Source organism: Nonomuraea deserti, assembly GCF_004348685.1.
Lineage (GTDB): Bacteria > Actinomycetota > Actinomycetes > Streptosporangiales > Streptosporangiaceae > Nonomuraea > Nonomuraea deserti.
Window position 1 is genome coordinate 1 of sequence record NZ_SMKO01000214.1, and the last position, 17894, is coordinate 17894.

Annotated in this window: 18 protein-coding genes and 1 pseudogene; 5 read left to right on the plus strand and 14 right to left on the minus strand. The window is 70.9% G+C overall.

The features are described 5' to 3' along the window. Nucleotides 1-72: 72 nt before the first annotated feature. From E1292_RS52400 to E1292_RS43250, 8 genes are all read right to left on the minus strand, one after another. Nucleotides 73-447, minus strand: coding sequence for a hypothetical protein (locus E1292_RS52400; RefSeq protein WP_181958394.1), 375 nt, complete (start codon nt 445-447; stop codon nt 73-75). A 484-nt stretch (nt 448-931) separates the two neighbouring features. After that, nucleotides 932-1639 (minus strand): hypothetical protein, encoded by a 708-nt coding sequence (locus E1292_RS43215; protein ID WP_132605346.1) that lies wholly within the window; start codon nt 1637-1639, stop codon nt 932-934. Nucleotides 1640-1649: 10 nt separating this feature from the next. Continuing rightward, nucleotides 1650-2573: a hypothetical protein gene (locus E1292_RS43220; RefSeq protein WP_132605348.1), complete on the minus strand. Its 924-nt coding sequence runs from the start codon at nt 2571-2573 to the stop codon at nt 1650-1652. Between the two features lie 86 nt (nt 2574-2659). Next, entirely contained in the window at nt 2660-3361 is a 702-nt protein-coding gene (locus E1292_RS43225; RefSeq protein WP_132605350.1) for a response regulator, read from the minus strand. An 81-nt stretch (nt 3362-3442) separates the two neighbouring features. Then, the gene (locus tag E1292_RS43230; protein WP_132605352.1) at nt 3443-4924 is read right to left on the minus strand and encodes a DNRLRE domain-containing protein; all 1482 of its coding nucleotides are present in this window, start codon (nt 4922-4924) and stop codon (nt 3443-3445) included. Between the two features lie 303 nt (nt 4925-5227). Continuing rightward, nucleotides 5228-5680 (minus strand): hypothetical protein, encoded by a 453-nt coding sequence (locus E1292_RS43240; protein WP_132605354.1) that lies wholly within the window; start codon nt 5678-5680, stop codon nt 5228-5230. A 619-nt stretch (nt 5681-6299) separates the two neighbouring features. After that, nucleotides 6300-7556, minus strand: a complete 1257-nt coding sequence (locus E1292_RS43245; protein ID WP_132605356.1) for a M24 family metallopeptidase — start codon at nt 7554-7556, stop codon at nt 6300-6302. A 59-nt stretch (nt 7557-7615) separates the two neighbouring features. Continuing rightward, complete coding sequence (locus tag E1292_RS43250; RefSeq protein ID WP_165975038.1) at nt 7616-8590, minus strand: SDR family NAD(P)-dependent oxidoreductase; 975 nt, start codon at nt 8588-8590, stop codon at nt 7616-7618. 142 nt (nt 8591-8732) lie between these two features. On the opposite strand from E1292_RS43250, the gene E1292_RS43255 reads away from it, so the two are divergent. Both E1292_RS43255 and E1292_RS43260 read left to right on the plus strand, forming a co-directional pair. After that, nucleotides 8733-9650 carry a helix-turn-helix transcriptional regulator gene (locus E1292_RS43255; protein ID WP_246090737.1) on the plus strand — a complete coding sequence of 306 codons (918 nt, stop codon included), beginning with the start codon at nt 8733-8735 and terminating at the stop codon, nt 9648-9650. Between the two features lie 108 nt (nt 9651-9758). Beyond that, nucleotides 9759-10606 (plus strand): annotated as a pseudogene (locus E1292_RS43260) (helix-turn-helix transcriptional regulator). 84 nt (nt 10607-10690) lie between these two features. On the opposite strand, the gene E1292_RS43265 reads toward E1292_RS43260, so the two are convergent. Next, nucleotides 10691-11782, minus strand: a complete 1092-nt coding sequence (locus tag E1292_RS43265; protein ID WP_246090735.1) for an SDR family NAD(P)-dependent oxidoreductase — start codon at nt 11780-11782, stop codon at nt 10691-10693. Between E1292_RS43265 and E1292_RS43270 the strand changes: the two genes are divergently transcribed. Further along, nucleotides 11781-12713, plus strand: a complete 933-nt coding sequence (locus E1292_RS43270) for an AraC family transcriptional regulator (protein ID WP_132605360.1) — start codon at nt 11781-11783, stop codon at nt 12711-12713. The two genes, E1292_RS43265 and E1292_RS43270, sit on opposite strands and share 2 nt — an antisense overlap. A 79-nt stretch (nt 12714-12792) precedes the next feature. Here E1292_RS43270 and E1292_RS54540 read toward each other — a convergent pair whose 3' ends face one another. Next, nucleotides 12793-13116 (minus strand): WHG domain-containing protein, encoded by a 324-nt coding sequence (locus E1292_RS54540; RefSeq protein WP_165975040.1) that lies wholly within the window; start codon nt 13114-13116, stop codon nt 12793-12795. 505 nt (nt 13117-13621) lie between these two features. Continuing rightward, entirely contained in the window at nt 13622-14314 is a 693-nt protein-coding gene (locus E1292_RS43275) for a Tn3 family transposase (RefSeq protein WP_132605362.1), read from the minus strand. A 442-nt stretch (nt 14315-14756) separates the two neighbouring features. Between E1292_RS43275 and E1292_RS43280 the strand changes: the two genes are divergently transcribed. Further along, nucleotides 14757-15014 carry an MFS transporter gene (locus tag E1292_RS43280; protein ID WP_220447346.1) on the plus strand — a complete coding sequence of 86 codons (258 nt, stop codon included), beginning with the start codon at nt 14757-14759 and terminating at the stop codon, nt 15012-15014. A gap of 56 nt (nt 15015-15070) precedes the next feature. On the opposite strand, the gene E1292_RS43285 is transcribed toward E1292_RS43280, so the two are convergent. From E1292_RS43285 to E1292_RS43295, 3 genes are all read right to left on the minus strand, one after another. Beyond that, complete coding sequence (locus tag E1292_RS43285; RefSeq protein WP_132605364.1) at nt 15071-15229, minus strand: thioredoxin family protein; 159 nt, start codon at nt 15227-15229, stop codon at nt 15071-15073. A 119-nt stretch (nt 15230-15348) separates the two neighbouring features. Beyond that, nucleotides 15349-16011, minus strand: a complete 663-nt coding sequence (locus E1292_RS43290) for a class I SAM-dependent methyltransferase (RefSeq protein WP_246090736.1) — start codon at nt 16009-16011, stop codon at nt 15349-15351. A 5-nt stretch (nt 16012-16016) separates the two neighbouring features. Beyond that, the gene (locus E1292_RS43295; RefSeq protein ID WP_132605366.1) at nt 16017-17201 is read right to left on the minus strand and encodes a cytochrome P450; all 1185 of its coding nucleotides are present in this window, start codon (nt 17199-17201) and stop codon (nt 16017-16019) included. 88 nt (nt 17202-17289) lie between these two features. Here E1292_RS43295 and E1292_RS43300 point away from each other — a divergent pair. After that, the coding region (locus E1292_RS43300) for a TetR/AcrR family transcriptional regulator (protein ID WP_132605368.1) at nt 17290-17894 on the plus strand (605 nt) is incomplete at its 3' end.

Here is a 17894-nt window from a genome sequence, read left to right on the forward strand (position 1 = left end):
CCACCCCACCCCCACCGCGCAACGCCACCTCCATCCGGGCCAGCTCCGCGCCTGCGGCCGGCGGGGGCACGCTCATCGTTCGTTGATGCTCTGGTCTCGCCCGGCCTGATAGACGCGGCCCAGCCCCGAAGCTTCCGCCCGCATCTGCACGTTCGTCGCGTTGTCGCCGGTGGAAGCGATCCCGCTGTTGTCCGCGGCGATCGCGATCGACCCCGATCCGGAGGCGGAGGCCGACGCGCCGAACGTCGCGGCCATCACGCGCAGCTCGCCTTCGGCGGCGGCCTCGTCCTCTAGCAGGTCACTCAGCGGCAGCCGCCACGCCGTCTCCTGCTCGACGCCGAGGGCCCGGCCAACGTCAACTCCGACAGCCCCCGCGAGCAGCAACTGGCCAACATCCGCCGCATCTACGGCCCGGAGAAGGAGGCGCTGGGCCAGGCTGGGCTGCACCCCACCGGTTTCACCACCAGGGTGATCCCGATCAGGCGCAGGCCGAGCGGACCGGCTTCACCGGCTCCCCGACGATCCTGATCGACGGCCGCGACCCGTTCGCCGAACCCGGCACCGCTCCGACGCTGTCCTGCCGGATCTACCACACCCCGACGGCCCGGCCGGAGCACCCGGCCTCGACAGCTCCAGCAGGCCCTCCGAGTAGCCGCCGCCACGCGCACCGGGCCATAACCAGGACCACCGCCGGGAAAGCCCACAGCCGAGCGCGCGCCATCCGTAGAACGAGCTTCCCGTCAGATGCCAGGGAGGCTTCCCTGCAGGACCTGGCCGCCAGTCTGTGCGGCCATCGGGCGCGGGAAAGAGGGCGCAGGTCGAGCGGTGGGCGGAGACCGCCCGCGGCGCCGACTTCGAGGGCGTGCCGGCATCGGTCCGGCCTGTCCAGGCCAGCGCTCATGGCCACCGGCGATCCGATGGGCAGGGCGCTCTACGCGCCGCGCCAAGGGGTCGTCGGCACGTCGTCCGGCCAGTCGGCGACGATCGCCCGGATGAATGAGTCGGGGTCGTAGACGGCGTCCGGCACCGGCCACGGCGGGAAGACGGCGTCAGGGGCCGCACGCAGGGACACCTCGACCGCGAGCGGTTCCACCCCCAGGCCGCGTTCCTCTCCCAGCGTCATCTCCAGGTCCATGCCGTCGCCGAGCAGCCAGGCGCGGGCCGGCGCCCGGTAGGAGCGCTCCTGCCAGCCCAGATCGGCCAGCGACCGCTCCAGCCCGTACGCCAGCGGCGGCGGGGTGGCGGCGAGGGCGAGCCCGGGGTCGAGGTCGCCGCCGGAGGTGATCCCCGCCACCGCCAGGGACAGGCCGACCCCGGAGTCCCAGAACGTGATCTCGCCGACCTCGGCCCAGAACGACCCGTCCCCGGTCTCGACCGGCATCAGCAGCGCTCCGCCCGCGTAGTACTGGGGCACGGCGGGCGTGGGCCCGGCGCCGCTCATGACCGTGGTCACCAGGCCCAGAGACCGGTCGGCGGTCAGGTCGGCGATCAGCACCGACGTCGTCGTCAGGGACGACCCGACGACCAGGCCGATCCTGGCCTGCACGGGGCCCGCGCGCAGGAGCCGCTGGGCCAGCGCTCCCGCGCGCTCCGCGTCAGCCGCGCCGGTCACGGCGCGCCGCTCATGCCGGTCGGTCATGGGTGCCGTGTCACCATCTGCTCTTGCAGGTCTTGTGGCAACTGTACGCCTGCGACCCGCAGACGGCGACGATGCAGGCCAGCACGACGTTGAGAATGGGAATCTTGAGGCAGTTGTCGGCGCGGTCACGGCAGTTGCCGCCGATGCACGTGAACATGCAGGCGAGATACTCCTTCTTGCCGTACGTCTCCATCTCTCCGGCCCGCGCCAGTGACACGCCGGCGAACCGCACCGCGCTCACGTCGAACGGCCGGGCGCCGAGCAGGGCGCGCCGGTCGGTGCCGGCGAACTCCAGGGAGGCGTCCGTGACCCGGCCGCCCTCCACGATCCTGGCCAGCACCGCGGCCCTGGCCGGGTCGGCGTCGGCGCTGCCGTAGAACGACAGGACGATCGCGTCGCCCACGGTGCCGAGCACGACCTCGTCGGAGGCGACCGTCTGGAAGCCGTTGTCACGCAGCCGCGCCTGGACCACGTCGAGCCGATCGTAGGCGGCCGCCTGGCTCAGCAGCCGCTGCCGCTGCTCGGGGGTCAGGTCGGGAGGGGCGGCGGACGCGGTGCCGGGCAGGAGCGCCCCGCCGGCTATCACGCCGAGACCGGCGATCCCGGCGCGGAAGAGCGCGCGGCGGCTGTCGCTGGCCGGCCGGCCGTCCTCGCTCAGCGCTCTCAGCACGGCCGCGCTGTCGCGTACACCGAGCAGCCGGACGAGCGCCGCCACCATGCGGACGCCCGTGTGCAGGCGGGTGCTCGTGCCGGACAGGACGACCAGGGCGGGCCGGTCGGGCACCTCGCGCCCGGCGTCCCGCGCCCACGTCGCGGCCTGCGGATCGTCGAGGCCGACGGCCTCCATCCGGCCGGCCGAGATCGCCACGACCTTGGCGGCGAGATCGCGGCACCGGCCGCATTTGCCGTGGTACAACAGGACATGTCTGGCCATGGGCTTCTCCGGTTCTGGACGATGGAACGGACGTCGACCTGGGAGCTCCCGACCGGTCACGCTATTCGCGCGGGGGCCGGCCGTCGTCAGCCCACCGCGGTGGATCGCCTCAACTTCGGCGGTACGCGCTCGCTCCACCCAGCGCGGTACGCGGGCACCACCAGCCCGGACTCGTACGCGAGCACCACCACCTCGGCCCTGCTGGACAGCTCCAGCTTGGCCATGAGCCGGTTGAGATGCGTCTTGACCGTGGCCTCGCTCACGCCGAGCCGCCCGGCCATGACCCGGTTGGACAGGCCCTGCCCGGTCAGCCGGAGCACCTCGTGCTCGCGCGCGGTCAGGCACGCGAACGCGGGCGTGACGCCGGCGACCGGCCCCGCGCGCTCCACGAGCCGCCTGGCGAGCGCGGGCGACAACACGACCTCCCCGTCGGCGACGGCGCGAACGGCGGCCAGCAGCCGTTCGGGCGGGGTGTCGCGCGGCAGGAGCCCGGACGCGCCCGCGAGCAGCGCGGCCTGGGCGTCCGCGCACGAGTCCACCTCGGTCAGCAGCAGCACGGCGGGCCGGTGGTCCGCCGCCTGGACCCTCTCGGCGGCGGCGATGCCGCCCATGCCCGGCATCCGCGCGGCCATGACGATCACGTCAGGCTCGGCGGTCCCGCTCACCTGCACGCACTCCTCGCCGCTCGCGGCCTGCCCGGCCACCTTCATCGCGGGCGCGTTCCGTACGAGGGCGATCAGGCCCACCCGTACCAGAGGCTGGTCGTCTACCACGAGCACACGGAGCATGCGGCGCCCTCACCCGTCGGCGGGCGGCCGGTCCGCCCCGTCCGCCCTCCATTGCCGCCGCTGATGCCCGCCGCTGTCCAGCTAGGAAGGCGAGCTTGGATGACCTTGGGCAGGTTTGGGCGCCGCATGGAAGGCCAGGTAGGGCGACCATGGTCCCATCGCGCTGCCGTCGTCGCCTCGCACCCGCCAGCGGTACCGGCCGCCGGGGGTCAGCACGCGGCTGTCGAGGGTGATCCTGGCGGCCTCCTGGGCGCTGGACGAGCCCGCACCCGTCCACACCACGCCGCCGCGCCCGTACGCGGGATCGTGGGAGATCTCGAAACGCGCGTCCACCCACTCCCCGTCGGCGTCGGCGATGAGCGCCCACATGGAGAACTCCGCGGTCGTGGCTACGCGCACGCCCCCGGCGCCCGTCGCGGTCGTGTCACCGAGCCGCGCGGGGGCCGGCGGTGGCGTGTTGTAGGTGATGTCCAGCTCGGGCGCGCCGCCTTCCTCGCCGCGTTCCGTGGCGTAGAACGTGTGGACGTGCGGGGCCGACGCGCCGGGCGCCGCGCGCAGCTGCAGGCCGTGGTTCGGCGCGCCGCGCGCCCACGCCCGTACGATGCCGGTGACGTCGAGGCGGAGATAGTCGGCCGCGCAGCCGGGAGCACCGAACGCCTTGCCGGTGGACACGGCGTCGGCAGCCGTGGTGGCGGGCCGTCCCTGCCAGGCCGAGGTGAGGCGCCGCACCTGCAGGGTGGGGCGCGGCGTGCCGCACGACGACGACTCGTGGTTCCACAACACCAGCTCCGCCGCACGCGGCTGCCTGCCGTCGGCACGGGGCAGGTCGAAGCGCAGGTACGTGCGGTAGGTGCGGCCGTCGACCGCCCGGCCGGCCGGGAGCGTGGGGCCCGTCTCCTCCAGCCGGGTCCCCGAGGCGTGGGTGACGGTGGAGGCGTCGGCGGCGGCCAGGAAGTGCACGCTCATGTCGTCGGAGTCGGTGGTCGCGGCGGGCGTGAACGTGCTCTCGGTACGGGGCTCGCCCCGCACGAGAAAGGCGGCCGTCGCGGCCACCACCGCCACCGCCACCAGGGCCATCACCCGTCGTGGCCGGCCGGACCGCGAGGAGGGCTCGGGCTGGGGCAGCGGGGCGGGCTCGGGCTGAGGCGGCAGGGCGGGCTCTTCCGGCTGCGGGGCGAGCTCTTCCGGCCGCGATGGTGGCGGGGCGACGTCGCCCAGGCTGATGCGGCGCCACGTCTCTCGCCACAACAGCAGCTGCGCCTCGATCTCCGCCGCAGAGAAGTCGCACGCCTTCAGGCAGGCCGCGACGTACTCCTCGACGAACTCCAGCCGCGGCAGGCGGGGCAGGCCGCGGCCGGCGAGCACGTACGAGATGGTGCTGTCAGGCAGGGGCGTCACGTCGCGCGGGCCCTTCCTGGCCAGGCGGGCCAGCAGCCGCAGCGACGGGCGGCCCGCCCACAGGCGCAACCGTCCCAGCAGCGCGACCAGTTCGGCGGCGTCGGCGGCGGAGCGGGGATCGGGCGGTTCGGCGAGATCGGGATGGAGTGGCGCGGAACTGTCCATGGAGACGTTCCTCGAAGGTAGTCGCTGACAGGTCGAATATCCTGACGAGGCAGAGGACCTACTGTTGCCGTGTTCCGTCAAGCCGATCCAACCACAGGACGACCGCCACGGGCAGCACTCGATGACGCCCCGGGGCGGCGGGCGTGGCCGTGGTCAGGCCGGTGAAGCGTGCAGGTCGTGAGCGCGGAACAGCACCGCGTGCTCGACCCCATCCTCTTCCCGTTCACCGCCAGGATCTTCGGGATGAACTCCGCGGTCCTGGGATGGTCCGGCAGCGCGGCATGACGCGGTCACCCCCGCCCGTCAGCGTCGCCGTCGAGCGGGCCGGCATCCCGGGTGCTGCGCCGGAGCGCCTTGCGTGCGGTGTCCTCGGTCCGCCAGGCGGTGCGCATCTTCGCCAGCAACTCGCCGGTGCGCTCGAAGCCCCGCCTCCGCCAGTCCCGCCAGTTCCTCGCGCAGCGTGCGGCCAGCGCGGTCGCAGGTGGCGCTCGCCTCGTCGCGGACGCGGCGGGCCCCGGCGATCCGGGCCGGATCGCCGCTGGCCGTGGCGGCGGCCAGCTCGGCTTCCGCCTGTTCGTACCGCTCATGCAGCGCCTGGTGCTCGGCGGCGAGGTCGGCTTGCCGGACGTGGGTGACGAGGTCCTCGGCGTGGTTGATCGTCACGAGCTCGGCCACCGCGCGGCGCTCGGTGTCGGCTCGGTCAAGGAGCGCGTCGGCCTCGGGCTGCCCGGTCCGGTGCGAGTTGGGATCCGTCATCGGCGCCCGCTCCCTATTATCCGCTGAGTTCAGCCACGGCTTTTGATTCTCCGGCGGCGACGTTATCCACTGAGATCTTAGCCATTTCAGCGGATAATTCGTCTTATCCGCTGCGACTTTGGAGATAAGTGGCCGATATCCTTCAGCGCTTTTGGGGAAGCCCACACGACACCATCAGCTACTGGAGCGAGTGTCGAATGGGTGGTCGCGATGCCACGTCCCGTCAGCGAGGGCCCGCACCACATCACCGACCGCCCAGCCGCTGACGAGCCATACTTGGTTAGGCTGCCAGGCAGGCACGCGGGTCTACTGGGGAGCTGTCCGCCGAAGGACAACCCGTCGTAGACGGGGAAACTGTGGGCTGATGGACGCACGTGGAGTAGGAGATGTCGCTCCTCCAAGCCGGTCGCCGCGAGCTTATCGATCTTCGACTGTATCTTCTGACTGGTCAGGACCGTCGGGAGCTCATCAGGCAGCGGCTCAATGCCCTCGCCCTCGCGGCCGGTGGGCGCGTCCAGCGCGTCGGCGGCGTAAGCGACGGGGCCGTCGAGGTGTATTCAGTCACTGCGGAGGCGCGGGCTCGTGGCGGAGCGACGCCACGAGCCCGGCCCACGGTTCGTCACCGCCGGGCGCGCAGCACCTCGCTGGTCAGCGGGCTGAGCGCGATGGGCTCGTCCTCCGTCACGATCACGGTGCCGCCGACGTGGGCAAGGTGACGACCGAAGGCATACTGCGGCTCTAGGATGAAACACATCCCGGGCTCCAGCACCAGGTCAGCCATGAAGGTGGGGTGAGCGTGCACAGGCGGGTACGCCTCGGCACCTGGGAGCAGGCTGATGTCTGCGCGGTTCTTGCCGGCCGCGAGGAGAGCGTTGATCGAGTGGGCGGCGATGAGGTACATCTGCCCGTCGTGCGCGTCGAGCGGTGCGTGCATCGCTTCCACGACGTCGCCGAAGGTCCGCCCTGGCCGGAGCGTCGCCAGTCCGGCGTGGTAGGACTGCTGCGCGACGTCGCCCGCGCGCCAGAAGTCTTCGTGCACGTCGCCGATCGCGATCGTGACCTGGTGTTGCGTGTGGCGCCCGCCGAATTGGGAGAACACCTCGGCATAGATGACGTCCCCGTCGGCCAGCGCGCGCGGCGTCTGGGCACGGTAGCCCCATGCGGGTATCCCCGAGGCGACGGGGTCGCGGCCTGACCATAGGTGCATGGCCGCGGGGAGCGTCCCGCGCCGAAAGCCTTCGGCCATGCCCGCGGCGTAGACCTCCGCCTCGGACACCCCTGGGCCCGCGGTATCGACCATGGCTTGCACCATGGCGTCTCCGATCTCCGCGGAGCGCCGCACGAGGGGAATCTCTTCGTCGCCGAGCCGCATCGTCATCAGGGCGACGGCGATGTCCATCTGCCGGAATTCGACGTTCGGGAGCTTGTCCAGCACCCGGCTCCACAGCGTGTGGGGCAGGATGCCTTCAGGATGCCACGGCAGATGTGCCCCGAGTCCTACGACGCCGATGTTCTCCCTGCTCAGGCCCAGCTCGGCGAGCGTGTCCGCGATCTGGGTGGAGGTGCGTGAGGCGCGCAGGTTCCGCGGCGGGATCCAGGATCGGTCACCACGCCGGTTGGACTCCAGATGGTCCAGGATGAACATCGGTCCCGGCAGGTGCACGATCGGCTCGCCGTCGCGGGGGAAGACGACGGTCGTTCCGGGGCGCTCGTTGGTTAACCACGTGTCGTAGGCGACCCGGGCAGGCCCTGAGTCCTCGTGCTCGCCGAAAACGAGCAGAGCGTCCAGGCCCTCACGGGCCATGAACGCCCGGGTGAGATCCCAACGGCGGTCGCGCTCGGCCGTTGAAAGGGTCGGCACAGCGATGTTTTTCATGGTCTCGTCTCCTTGGTGGTGATCATGGAGCTCACTTGGGATCGAAGGGAAAATTTCGGTCAGACACGTGTGCCGGTCAGCTCCTGGCTGCCGGACCACAGCTGCTCGGCGCGCGCGGTGTCGTAGGACTCCTCCGAGGAGCGGGCCTGTGTGCGGCCGTCGAAGTATGTGCCTGTGGTGCCTGCGAGTTCCGGCGCGGTTGCCAGCCAGGCCAGCGCGGCCCCGGACTCGGCGGCCGAGTTGATGTTGGGGGACACCACCCGGCGCAGTAGCCAGGTCAGGCGTGGAAGGACATGCCTGGAGATGAACCGCACCGGGGCGGGCAGTGAGCGGCCCAGGGCGGTTCCGAGCACCATGCCGGGGTTGAAGGCGTTGGCCGTGACACCCTCGGGCAGACGACGGGCCAGCGCGTAGGTGAAGTAGAGGTTCGCGAGCTTGGACGTGCTGTAACGCCGCTGCCCGGCGACGAACGCGTTGTCCGGCTTCGCCGCCACTGCGAGCTCGCCCCGCGCCAGGGCATCCGCGCTGCTCCAGGCCGGGGCGGGGCCCAACTTGAGCGCCGGGTCGTGGGTGTCGCTGGAGGTCACGAGCACACGCGCCGGGGCGCTCAGCACGGGCAGCAGCGCGTTGACCAGTACGAAGTGGCCCAGGTGGTTGATGGCGAAGGTGGATTCGAAGCCATCGGCCGTGTGGATGAGGTTCGTGCCCATCTGCACGCCCGCATTGCACACCAGCGCGTGCACCGGCGGGATCGTTTCCGAGGTCACGCGACGGGTCAGCTCCGCGGCGAAGGTCCGGACGGACTCCAGTGAGGACAGGTCCATCGTCATCGCCTCGACCGTGTTGCCGCTCGCTGCGGCGGAGGCCAACGACTCGACAGTCTCCCGTCCACGGGCGGCGTCACGGACGGGCAACACCAGGTGCCAGGGACCGTACTCGTCCCGGAGGATGGCGGTGGCCGCGGCGAATCCGATGCCGCTGGTGCCACCGGTGAGAATGATCGTACGGGCCTCGCCCGCGGACTGAAGTGCCATCGTCTTGCCCTTCTTCGGTCCTAGCAGCGACGACGACCGTCGCGGTGACATTCAGCCTGCCAAGCATGGATGGCACTTTGAATACTTGTGAGTCCTAGTTTCTTGTGCGAAAGTCCCAAGTGTGGGAGATCAGTTGTCCGAGGTGCTTGACCTCGTGGAGGTCTACGGCGCGGTGTCCGGCGGATTCGCGGCCCGCGGCCGGTGGATGGCACACTCGCCGTGCTACGACACGATGAAGCTCATCGCCATGGTGTCCGGCCACGGCCGGCTGCTGACCGACGGCCTCGACGAGCCGGTCGAACTCTCCGCTGGTGATGTCGCCATCCTCAACAACCGCACATGGCTCGAATACGAGGGCGGCCCGCAGGGGGACGGTCCACGCCACCGGATCAGCCCCGAGGAGAATTTCACCGGTCTCAGCGAGGCGGATCCCACCACCGACGATGTCGTGCTCGGCATCGCCGTGGGCATCAACCCGGCAGGTCAGGAGCTGTTGCTGCAGACGCTGCCGCCGGTGGGAGTCGTCAGGGCCTCAGCGTCGGCCCCGCTGCGCACCCTCCTCGACCAGGTCTTCGACGAGGTCGCGGGCCGCCGCACCGGCTCAGCCTTTGCCATCCGGCAGTACGGTCAGCTCCTCTTCCTCGCGGTCCTGCGCGCCTACCTCGACCAGGTGGAAGCCCTGCCGGGCTGGCTGCGGGTGCTGACCGACGAGCGACTGCGCCCGGCCGTGGCCCTGATGCACAACGAGCCCGCCGCGCCGTGGGGCCTGGAGGAGCTGGCGCGCTCCGCCGCGATGTCCCGATCCACCTTCGTCCGCCGCTTCCGCGCTGCGGCGGGCATGCCTCCGCTCACCTACCTCAGTCGCTACCGCATGCTCCTGGCGCAGCGCGCCCTGAGGCAGAACGACACGCGCATCGGCGCCCTCGCCGCCGACCTGGGGTACGCCTCCGAGGCGGCCTTCAGCAACGCCTTCAAGCGCGAGATCGGCGAATCCCCGCTGCACTACCGGCACCGCGTACGCAACGAACCGTACGGACGCCGCCAGCCCACCCCGGCGTGAGTGGCCCGCTCGGGGCGCTGGCAGCAAACGCGGGGTCGGCCGAGGTGGGTGCGGCTCGCCCGCCGGGTCCCTGGACTGCGCCGTACCGAAGTCGCCCAGCTGGCCGGAGTGAGCGTTGAGTACTACTCCCGCCTGGAACGCGGCGACCTGTCAGGGGCGTCCGACCACGTCCTGGGCGCCCTGGCCCGCGCGCTGCGGCTCAACGACGAAGAACGCATCCACCTGGAGGATCTTGCCCGTGCCGCGGGCCCTCGTCCGCGGCGGCGCCGCCCTGCCCCCAGCCAGGTGCGGCCCTCGGTCCAGCGGCTCCTGGACTCCATGACGGGCGCCCCGGCATTCGTCAAGAACGGCCTCTGCGACGTCCTGGCCACCAACGCTCTCGGCCGTGCCCTGTTAGCACCCATGTTCGATGCGGCCCGCGGCGCCATCCCCAATCACGCCTGGTTCACCTTCTTCGACCCCCGCTCCCACGAGTTCTGGGGCGACTGGGACAGTGACGCCGACGTCACCGTCGCCCTCCTGCACGCCCAGGCCGGCCGCGACCCCTATTCACCGACATCATCGGCGAGCTGTCCACCCGCAGCGACGACTTCCGCGTCCCCTGGGCCCGCCACGACGTCCACCAGCGCCGCCTCGGCCGCAAATCGGTCCGCCATCCCGTGGTCGGTGAGCTCCACCTCACCTACGAATCCCTGGACCTGGCCACCGACGGCCTCACCCTGGTCGCCTACGGCGCCCAGTCCGCAACTTATTCCGACGACAAACTCCGCCTTCTCGCCAGCTCAGCACACTCGACCACGCCACCCCCCACACGCCGACCGCGGCACCGCCGCCTACGACCGCCGGCTCCTCCACCGCGCCGCCGCCCTCGACCTCCGCCGTCTGATCAACCGCGGACTCGCCCGCACCGGCGGCATCTGCATCCTCAACCCGATCACTGCATGACAAGAGGGTGAGCCGGCTCATGCCGGCTCACCCATCAAGATCTTCACGACGTTTCCTGGACCAGCGGCCTAGTTGGCCAAGAGGGACTGTGCGGTTTACTGGACAGACCCCGCCAAGAGACGTTCCGCAAGAGCCCAGAGGCGGCGGGCCGAGGCGGGGTCGACGGCGTACGGAGCGAGGTCGGTGCTGATGTCGCCGATGGCGAGCATCTCCGGCGTGAGGGGGCGACTGTCGACCGGGGCGATGTCGCAGTTCTTCAGGTAGACGCCGCCAATGCCGTCGAGCAGAGGACTGGCCGCCGCGAACACGATCGTGGCCGCGGCCTGCCGCGGGGTCTTCTTTTCGCGCTCGGGGTCGATGATCGGCTGGTCGTCGTCGCCGATCAGGCCCAGGGCCCGCAACTGGGCCAGGTCGTAGAGCGATCCGGACTCTTTGTGCAGGGACGTGGCTATGGAAATGCCCGGGTGCAGGCTGTAACCGCGGATGCCGTCGGTGGCCCAGCGGCGATCCAGTTCGGTGGCGAACAGGATCAGGGCGGTCTTGGACTGGCCGTATGCGAGGTTGCTGTCGTAGCCGCCGGTGAAGTTCAGGTCGTCCCAGCGGATGTCGGTGAGGCGGTGGCTGCCGGAGGCCACGTTGACGACCCGGGCGCCACGGGCGGCGCGCAGGGCGGGGAGCAGGCCGAGGGTCAGCTGGAAGTGGCCGAGGTAGGCGACGGCGAAGGTGGCTTCGTGCCCGCGCGCATCCACGACGAGCTCACGGCTGACGGCGGTCGCGTTGTTGATCAGGATGTGCAGCGGCCGGCCGGAGCTCACGTAGGCGGCGGCGAAGGCGTCGATCGACTCCGGGGTGAGCAGGTCCAGCTGTTCGACCTGGACGCCGTCGATGCCCGCCACTGCGGCGGCCGCGGCGTTGGTGTCGCGGGCCGCTACGGTGACGGAAGCGCCGGCCTTGCTGAGTGCCTCGGTGCTCGCCAGTCCGAGGCCGCTGTGGCCCCCGGTGATGATGACGTTCTTGCCCGTCAGGTCGATGCCGGCGAGGACTTCATCGGTGGTGGTGAACGCGGTGAAGCCCGAGCCGAGCGGCTGCTGATGTTCCAGAGTTGTGGTCATGGCTCCAGTCTGCAGAGGTTCAATTGGACGGAGAATGCTTGACAGGTCATATTTTCTTCGTGAAAGTTCAGACATGGTCATTGATCATTTGTCGGAGGTGTTCGACCTCATTGAGGTTCGCGGCCAGATCTCCGGCGCGGTCGCGGTGCGCGGGCACTGGGTCACGCAGTCCGTCATCGAAAACCCGCTGAAGCTGACGATGATGGTTCGCGGCCGGTGCCGGCTGTCGACCGATGGGCTCGACGCCCCGATCGACATGGAAGCCGGCGACGTCGCGGTCCTGACCGGCCGCTCATGGCTGCGCGCCGAGGGCGGCGCCGGTGACGGTCCACCCATGGAGTTCACGCCGGAGCCAGGCCAGTATGCCGTGCGCGTCGGCGGCGCGGACTTCGCCGTCGACGACGTCCTCCTCGGCGGTCACGTCGACCTCAACCCGGCCGGTGCGGCGCTGCTGACACAGGCGCTGCCGCCCGTGGCGTTCATCCCAGCCTCCCATGCCGCCACGCACACCCTGCGCGCGTCCGTCGACCGGCTGGTCGAAGAGGTGACGGGCGAGCGGATGGGTGCCGCCTTCGCAGTACGCCAGCACGCCCAGCTGCTGCTCCTCGAGGTGCTCCGGGCCTACCTCGGCCTGGCCGAGGCAGCCGAGCTGCCGCCGGGATGGCTGCGGGCGATGACCGACGACCGGCTGCGTCCTGCGCTGACTCTCATGCATGGCCAGCCGGGGCGATCCTGGGGGCTGGAGGAGCTGGCCCGTGCCGCGGCGATGTCGCGGACATCGTTCGCCGTGCGCTTCCGCTCCGTGGCGGGTATGCCCCCGCTGGCCTACCTCAACTCATGGCGGATGCTGCTGGCCCAGCGGGCGCTGCGCGACGACGACGTCCGGATAGGGGCACTTGCCGCACAGCTGGGCTACGCCTCGGAAAGCGCCTTCAGCACCGCCTTCAAACGCGAGGTGGGCGAGGCGCCCCTGCGCTACCGGCATCGGCACCGGCAAGCGTCGTAACCATCGGATCGGGTACGAAGATCCCCGCGCCCCCCGATCCCGGAGCATCGGCCCCTTGTGCGGCACATCGTCCAAAGGCTCAGGTCGATGGTCGCGGTGTCCCCAGGTGGCGTGCATGCTCCACGTCGAGCCTCAGCGATCTGAGCAGGTCGAGCAGCTCGGCGTGGTAGAGCTTGGCGGGATCGCCGGTCCGGGTGCCGAGGTGGCCGTAGACCTCCAGGGAGATCAGGCCGTGCATGCGGCCCCACATGCGCAGCGCGAGGGCGACGGCGGCCGGGGGCAGATCGGGGAAGTGCTCGCGGATGGTGTCGGCCAGGCCGGGTGAGAAGTCCGGCCACTGGTGGTCAGTGGACGCCTGGGTGGCTTTCGCGGACGGCCAGGCAGCCAGTTCGGTGCGACCCAGGCACGCCCGTCAGTTGGTCGCGCGCCGAGGGGAAGCCGCGCGCTGATCTTAGCGATGGGGCGTGCTCCCGCGCGGGGTCCAGGGTCGGCCGATGCCGCGATACTCCTCCACCGGGATCGGGGTGACACCCTCGCGCATCCGACTGGTATACAGGCGCCCAGCCAGATGGTCGACCCATGAGCGACGAGCCGGGCCACACCGTACGGGAAGCTGGTGATCTTCTGCTGCCCGTCAAGGGTGGCGTGCTCCACCTCCAGAGTGAGCGGCAGACCAACCAGGCCGCGCACGTCGAAGAAGAACAGGCAACCCTCGTACTGCTCGTCGGTCTCGAAAGAGGCGTCGATGATGCGAGAGTTGAGCAGAACCGAGATCTCACCCGCGACGCCTCTGTCAACCACCTGAACAGCGTGACCGCGCTGCTGGACGCGCTACGGAGGGTGGGCGCGACCGAGCAAGTCGCCGCCCTGGCCGAACGCGCCGCCTACCATGCCTCTCCCGACAACCCCTACTGGGTGCCCGTTCTGCTGAACGCGCTACGGGAGGCGGGCGTTGACGGCGCACCTACCACTCTTGGGTCCAGGCGAGGGTGTCGTAGAAGACGCCGCACGGCCTCGGACATGCGGGTGAGCCCGAGGTTGGTGGCGCCGGCGATCAAGACCGCGAGGCTGTTGCGCTTCTGCTCGATCGACAGCTTGGTCCTGCGGCCGCCGGCATGGGTGAAGCAGTCCAGGAAGTGGGTGCGGGCGTCCAACTCGATCAGCAGCGAGGCGATCGGCACGAACGGCAGCATCCCCGACAACTCCTCCCGCAGCGCCTTGGCCTCGGCCGGGATGTCCTCTGCCGACAGCGGCGGAATGACGAGCTGCCTCGCCTCGTCCAGCCGAACCGCGCCCACGTCGTTCGGCGCGGCGTTCGCCAGGGTCTCTTCGAGATCTTCCAGAGCTTGGTGCAGTTCCTCCTTCACCTGGTCGATCGCCTCAGCAGCGCGGGCGGGCTTGCGGACCAGCTGGCAGAACTCCGCCCGCCGGCCCTCCCACTGCTCCGGGGTGAACAGGTAGGTGCCGGGATCGGCGTACCGGCGAGACCCGGGAACGAACACATCCCCCGAGCGGAGCCCGTCCCGCAGCGCGAGCACCAGGCACAGCTCCCAGTAGTGCCGGAACGCCTTCTCACCACCTGTCTTTCGGGCCTTGGCCAAGTAATCGGCGTACCGGGCGGGCACGAACGACGTCGGCGTCCCGGCCGGGACCTTCGGCCAACGGTCCGGTTCAGCTCCTTCAAAACCTCGAGGGCGTCCATCAGATCGGCGGCGCCGGGGCCACCCTGGAAGTCGACCGCCGACAGCACCTTGGGAGTGAACTTGCGCAGGTAGGTGTAGGAGGCCTCCAGCGCGGCCAGGAGGCCGTGGTCGCGCGGCAACGGTTTCCAGTTGATCGCGGAGACCTCGCGGAGCTTGTCCATCCCGATGCGTTCACGCAAGATCCCGCCCACCTGCTCATCCGAGATCCCGGGGTCGACCAGGATCGGGAGGATCACATCCATCAGCAGGCGGCGAGCCTCGCCCTTCTTGGCCCGCTCCGCCAGGGCCTCATCCGTTTGGCTATGGAGCGGGCCAGCAGGTCGGCGGCGTCTTGTCCGCCGTGGCGCTCGGGATCGGCACCGCGATGGTCTACCCGGCGCTGATCGCTTCGGTCTCCGATCACGCCCACCCGGCCTGGCGGGCCAACGCGCTGGGCACCTACCGGTTCTGGCGCGACATCGGCTACGCCGCCGGCGCCCTGCTCGCCGGCCTGCTGGCCGACGCCTTCGGCCTGAACGCCACCGTCATCGCCGCCGCCGTCCTCACCGCGGCCTCCGGCCTGCTCGCCGCCCGCTGGATCACCGAACCCTCACACTGACAGGAGCGGCGAGGCTCGGAACCGCAGCGTTCGCGACTGCCAGCCTCGCCCGCGACTCAGGCGAGGAACTCCCTGAGCTCAGCGAGCAGGTCGAGCTTGGTGAAGGCGCCGCTCAGCCGCTTCTTCTCCACCCCACCGACGAAGACGATCAGTGTCGGCAGCGCCATGACCTCGAACCGGCCCGCCAGCTCCGGCGCGTCATCCAGTTGCACCATGCCCACCCGAAGCCGGCCCCGGTCAGTGTGAGGGATGCGGTCTCCATGACGTTCCTCCTGCTTGTCCCGGCCGAAGAAGGCCTCTGCCGACGTTCTGCACGCTGCTCGTCCATCGCCGCTCACCCTTCGCCGTCACGCACGGCCGTGCCGAGAATGTGGAAGGAGACCGGGGTACGCGAGGGCGGGAACAGGAAACGATCCACGTGATCGATGTGGAAGCCGGCCTGCCCGATCGCGGCCTCGGCGTCGCGGCCGAGGTGGCAGCCGCCGACCATGAGCGGCCAGATGGTGGCATCGAGCACGTCCTGCACCCGGGCGAGCCCGGGGGTGTCGGCGCGCCCGTGCTCCAGGAAACGCAGCTGCCCGCCGGGCTTGAGCACCCGCCGCGCCTCGGCCAGCGCCGTGCCGACGTCGGGCAGCGAGCACAGCACCATGCAGAACACCACCGCATCCACGCTCTGAGCGGCCACCGGCAGCCGTTCGGCCACGCCCGGCACCACCTCCACAGCCACCGCCGCCTCGGCGGCGGCGGCCTGCGCCTGCGCGCGCAGGCGCGGTTCCGGCTCGACCGCCACCACCCGGCTCACCTCGGCCGGGTAGTGCGCGAGGTTGACGCCGTGCCCGGCGCCAACCTCGACCACCTCACCGGTCAGGCCCGCCAGTAGCTCGCGGCGGCGCTCCGTCATGCCGCCTCGATCCATGCCGGCGGCCATCTTCGGATAGATCCGGCCGAACAGCGGCCGTCCCCTGCTCATCTTCCTGCTCGTCCTCGCGGCGCTCATGGTGGTCACCAGGTGACCGGCAGGGCGGTCAGCCCGCCGGTCAGCGTGCGCGTGTCGAAGGTCAGCTCCTCCACCGCGCAGCCCAGCGCCAACCACGGGAAGCGGGCGGTGAGCTGGGAGAAGACGACCTGCAGCTCGATGCGCGCCAGCGGCGCGCCGATGCAGTAGCGGGCGCCGTGCCCGAACGTCAGGTGCGCCGCGACGGGCCGGTCGACGTCGAACCGGTCGGGGTCGGCGAACATGGCCGGGTCGTGGTTGGCCGCGCCGGTGTCCAGCAGCACCAGATCCCCCGCCCGCACCTGCGTGCCGGCGATCTCCAGGTCGGTGCGGGCATAACGGGGGATGCCGCCGCCACCCAGGCCGGGCGCGCGCAGGATCTCCTCCACCGCGGCGTCGATCCGGGACGGATCGTCCACCAGGGCCTGCCACTGGCCGGGGGTGGCCAGTAGCCACAGCACGCCCCGGCCGATCGCGGTGACCGTGGTCTCGTGCCCGGCGAACAGCAGGAACATGCCCATCGCGGCGGCCTCGTCATCGCTCACTCCCTCGGTGGCGGCCAGCCGGGAGATCACATCGGCGTCCGGGTCGCCGGCCGCCCGCTTGCCGGCCACGAGCTGCTGACCGTAGCTGAACAGCGCGCCCAGGCCCTGCGCGGAACGTGCCCGGTCGGTGACGTCGGCGGTGTCCTGCGTCCAGGCGCGGAACTGCTCGCGGTCGGCGTACGGGACGCCCAGCAGCTCGCAGATGACCGCGATCGGCAGCGGCAGCGCGAGCGCGGCGTGCAGGTCGGCGGGCGGCCCAGCGGTGGCCAGCTCGTCCAGCAGCCGCGTGGTGAGCTCCTCGACGCGGCCACGCAGGGCGCGCATGCGTCTGGGCGAGAAGTGGGGCTGCAGCAGGGAGCGCATCCGCTGGTGGTCGGCCTGCTCGGTGTCGAAGCCGCCGAGCGGGCCGCCGAACAGCTCCGACTCGCCGGTGCGGGAGGCGCGTTCGGGCTCGGGGTGGGCGCGGCCGAGCCGGTCGTCGTCCAGCAAGGCGCGCACCTCCGCGTAGCCGGTGACCTGCCAGGCGGGATCGCCGGTGGCGGTGCGGATGGCGTGGATCGGGCCCTGGGCCTGCAGCCGGCGCAGCAATGGCGGTGGCTGCAGCGGGCCGGACTGGTCGTACGGGAGCTGGGCGGGGGCAGACGGCATGGCTCCTCCAACGAGGTAAACACAGATTTGTATACTTCAATGTATATTAAGCTACATATATACTTTGGCTTCTACAAGTGGAGGTGGGATGAGCAAGCCCGAAGCAGGCGAGAGCCACCACAGAGCCGTCGGGGCCGTACCGGCCCAGCGGGTGCGCAGAATGCGCCGCGCGGAGCGGCGCGCGCAGATCCTGGACGCGGCCACCCGCGCCTTCGCCCGCGCCGGATACGCCGGCACCGGCCTCGACGACATCGCCGCCGAGGCCGAGCTCACCCGCGCGATGCTTTACCGGCACTTCGACTCCAAGGCCGACCTGTACCGGGCTGTCCTCGACCGGGCCTGCACCCGGCTGGCCGAGGCCACCGGCGCCGACGACTTCGACGAGAGCGCCATCCCCGCCCTGCTGCACGCCGCCACCGCCGACCCCGACGGGTTCAAGCTGCTGTTCCACTACGCCGCCCGCGAGCCCGACTTCCGCGACCTGATCGACTCCATCACCGCCGCCTCCCGCGAGATCGCCCGCCGCAACCTCGCCAGGCAGATCCCCGAAGGGCACTGGCTGGACTGGGCCGCGAACCTTATCCCCGCCTTCACGCTGGAGGCCGTCATCGCCTGGCTGGACGCCGGCCAGCCCGACCCCGAGCGCGCCGCCGACCGCATCACAGCGGCCGTGCACGGCGTCATGGCCGCCGC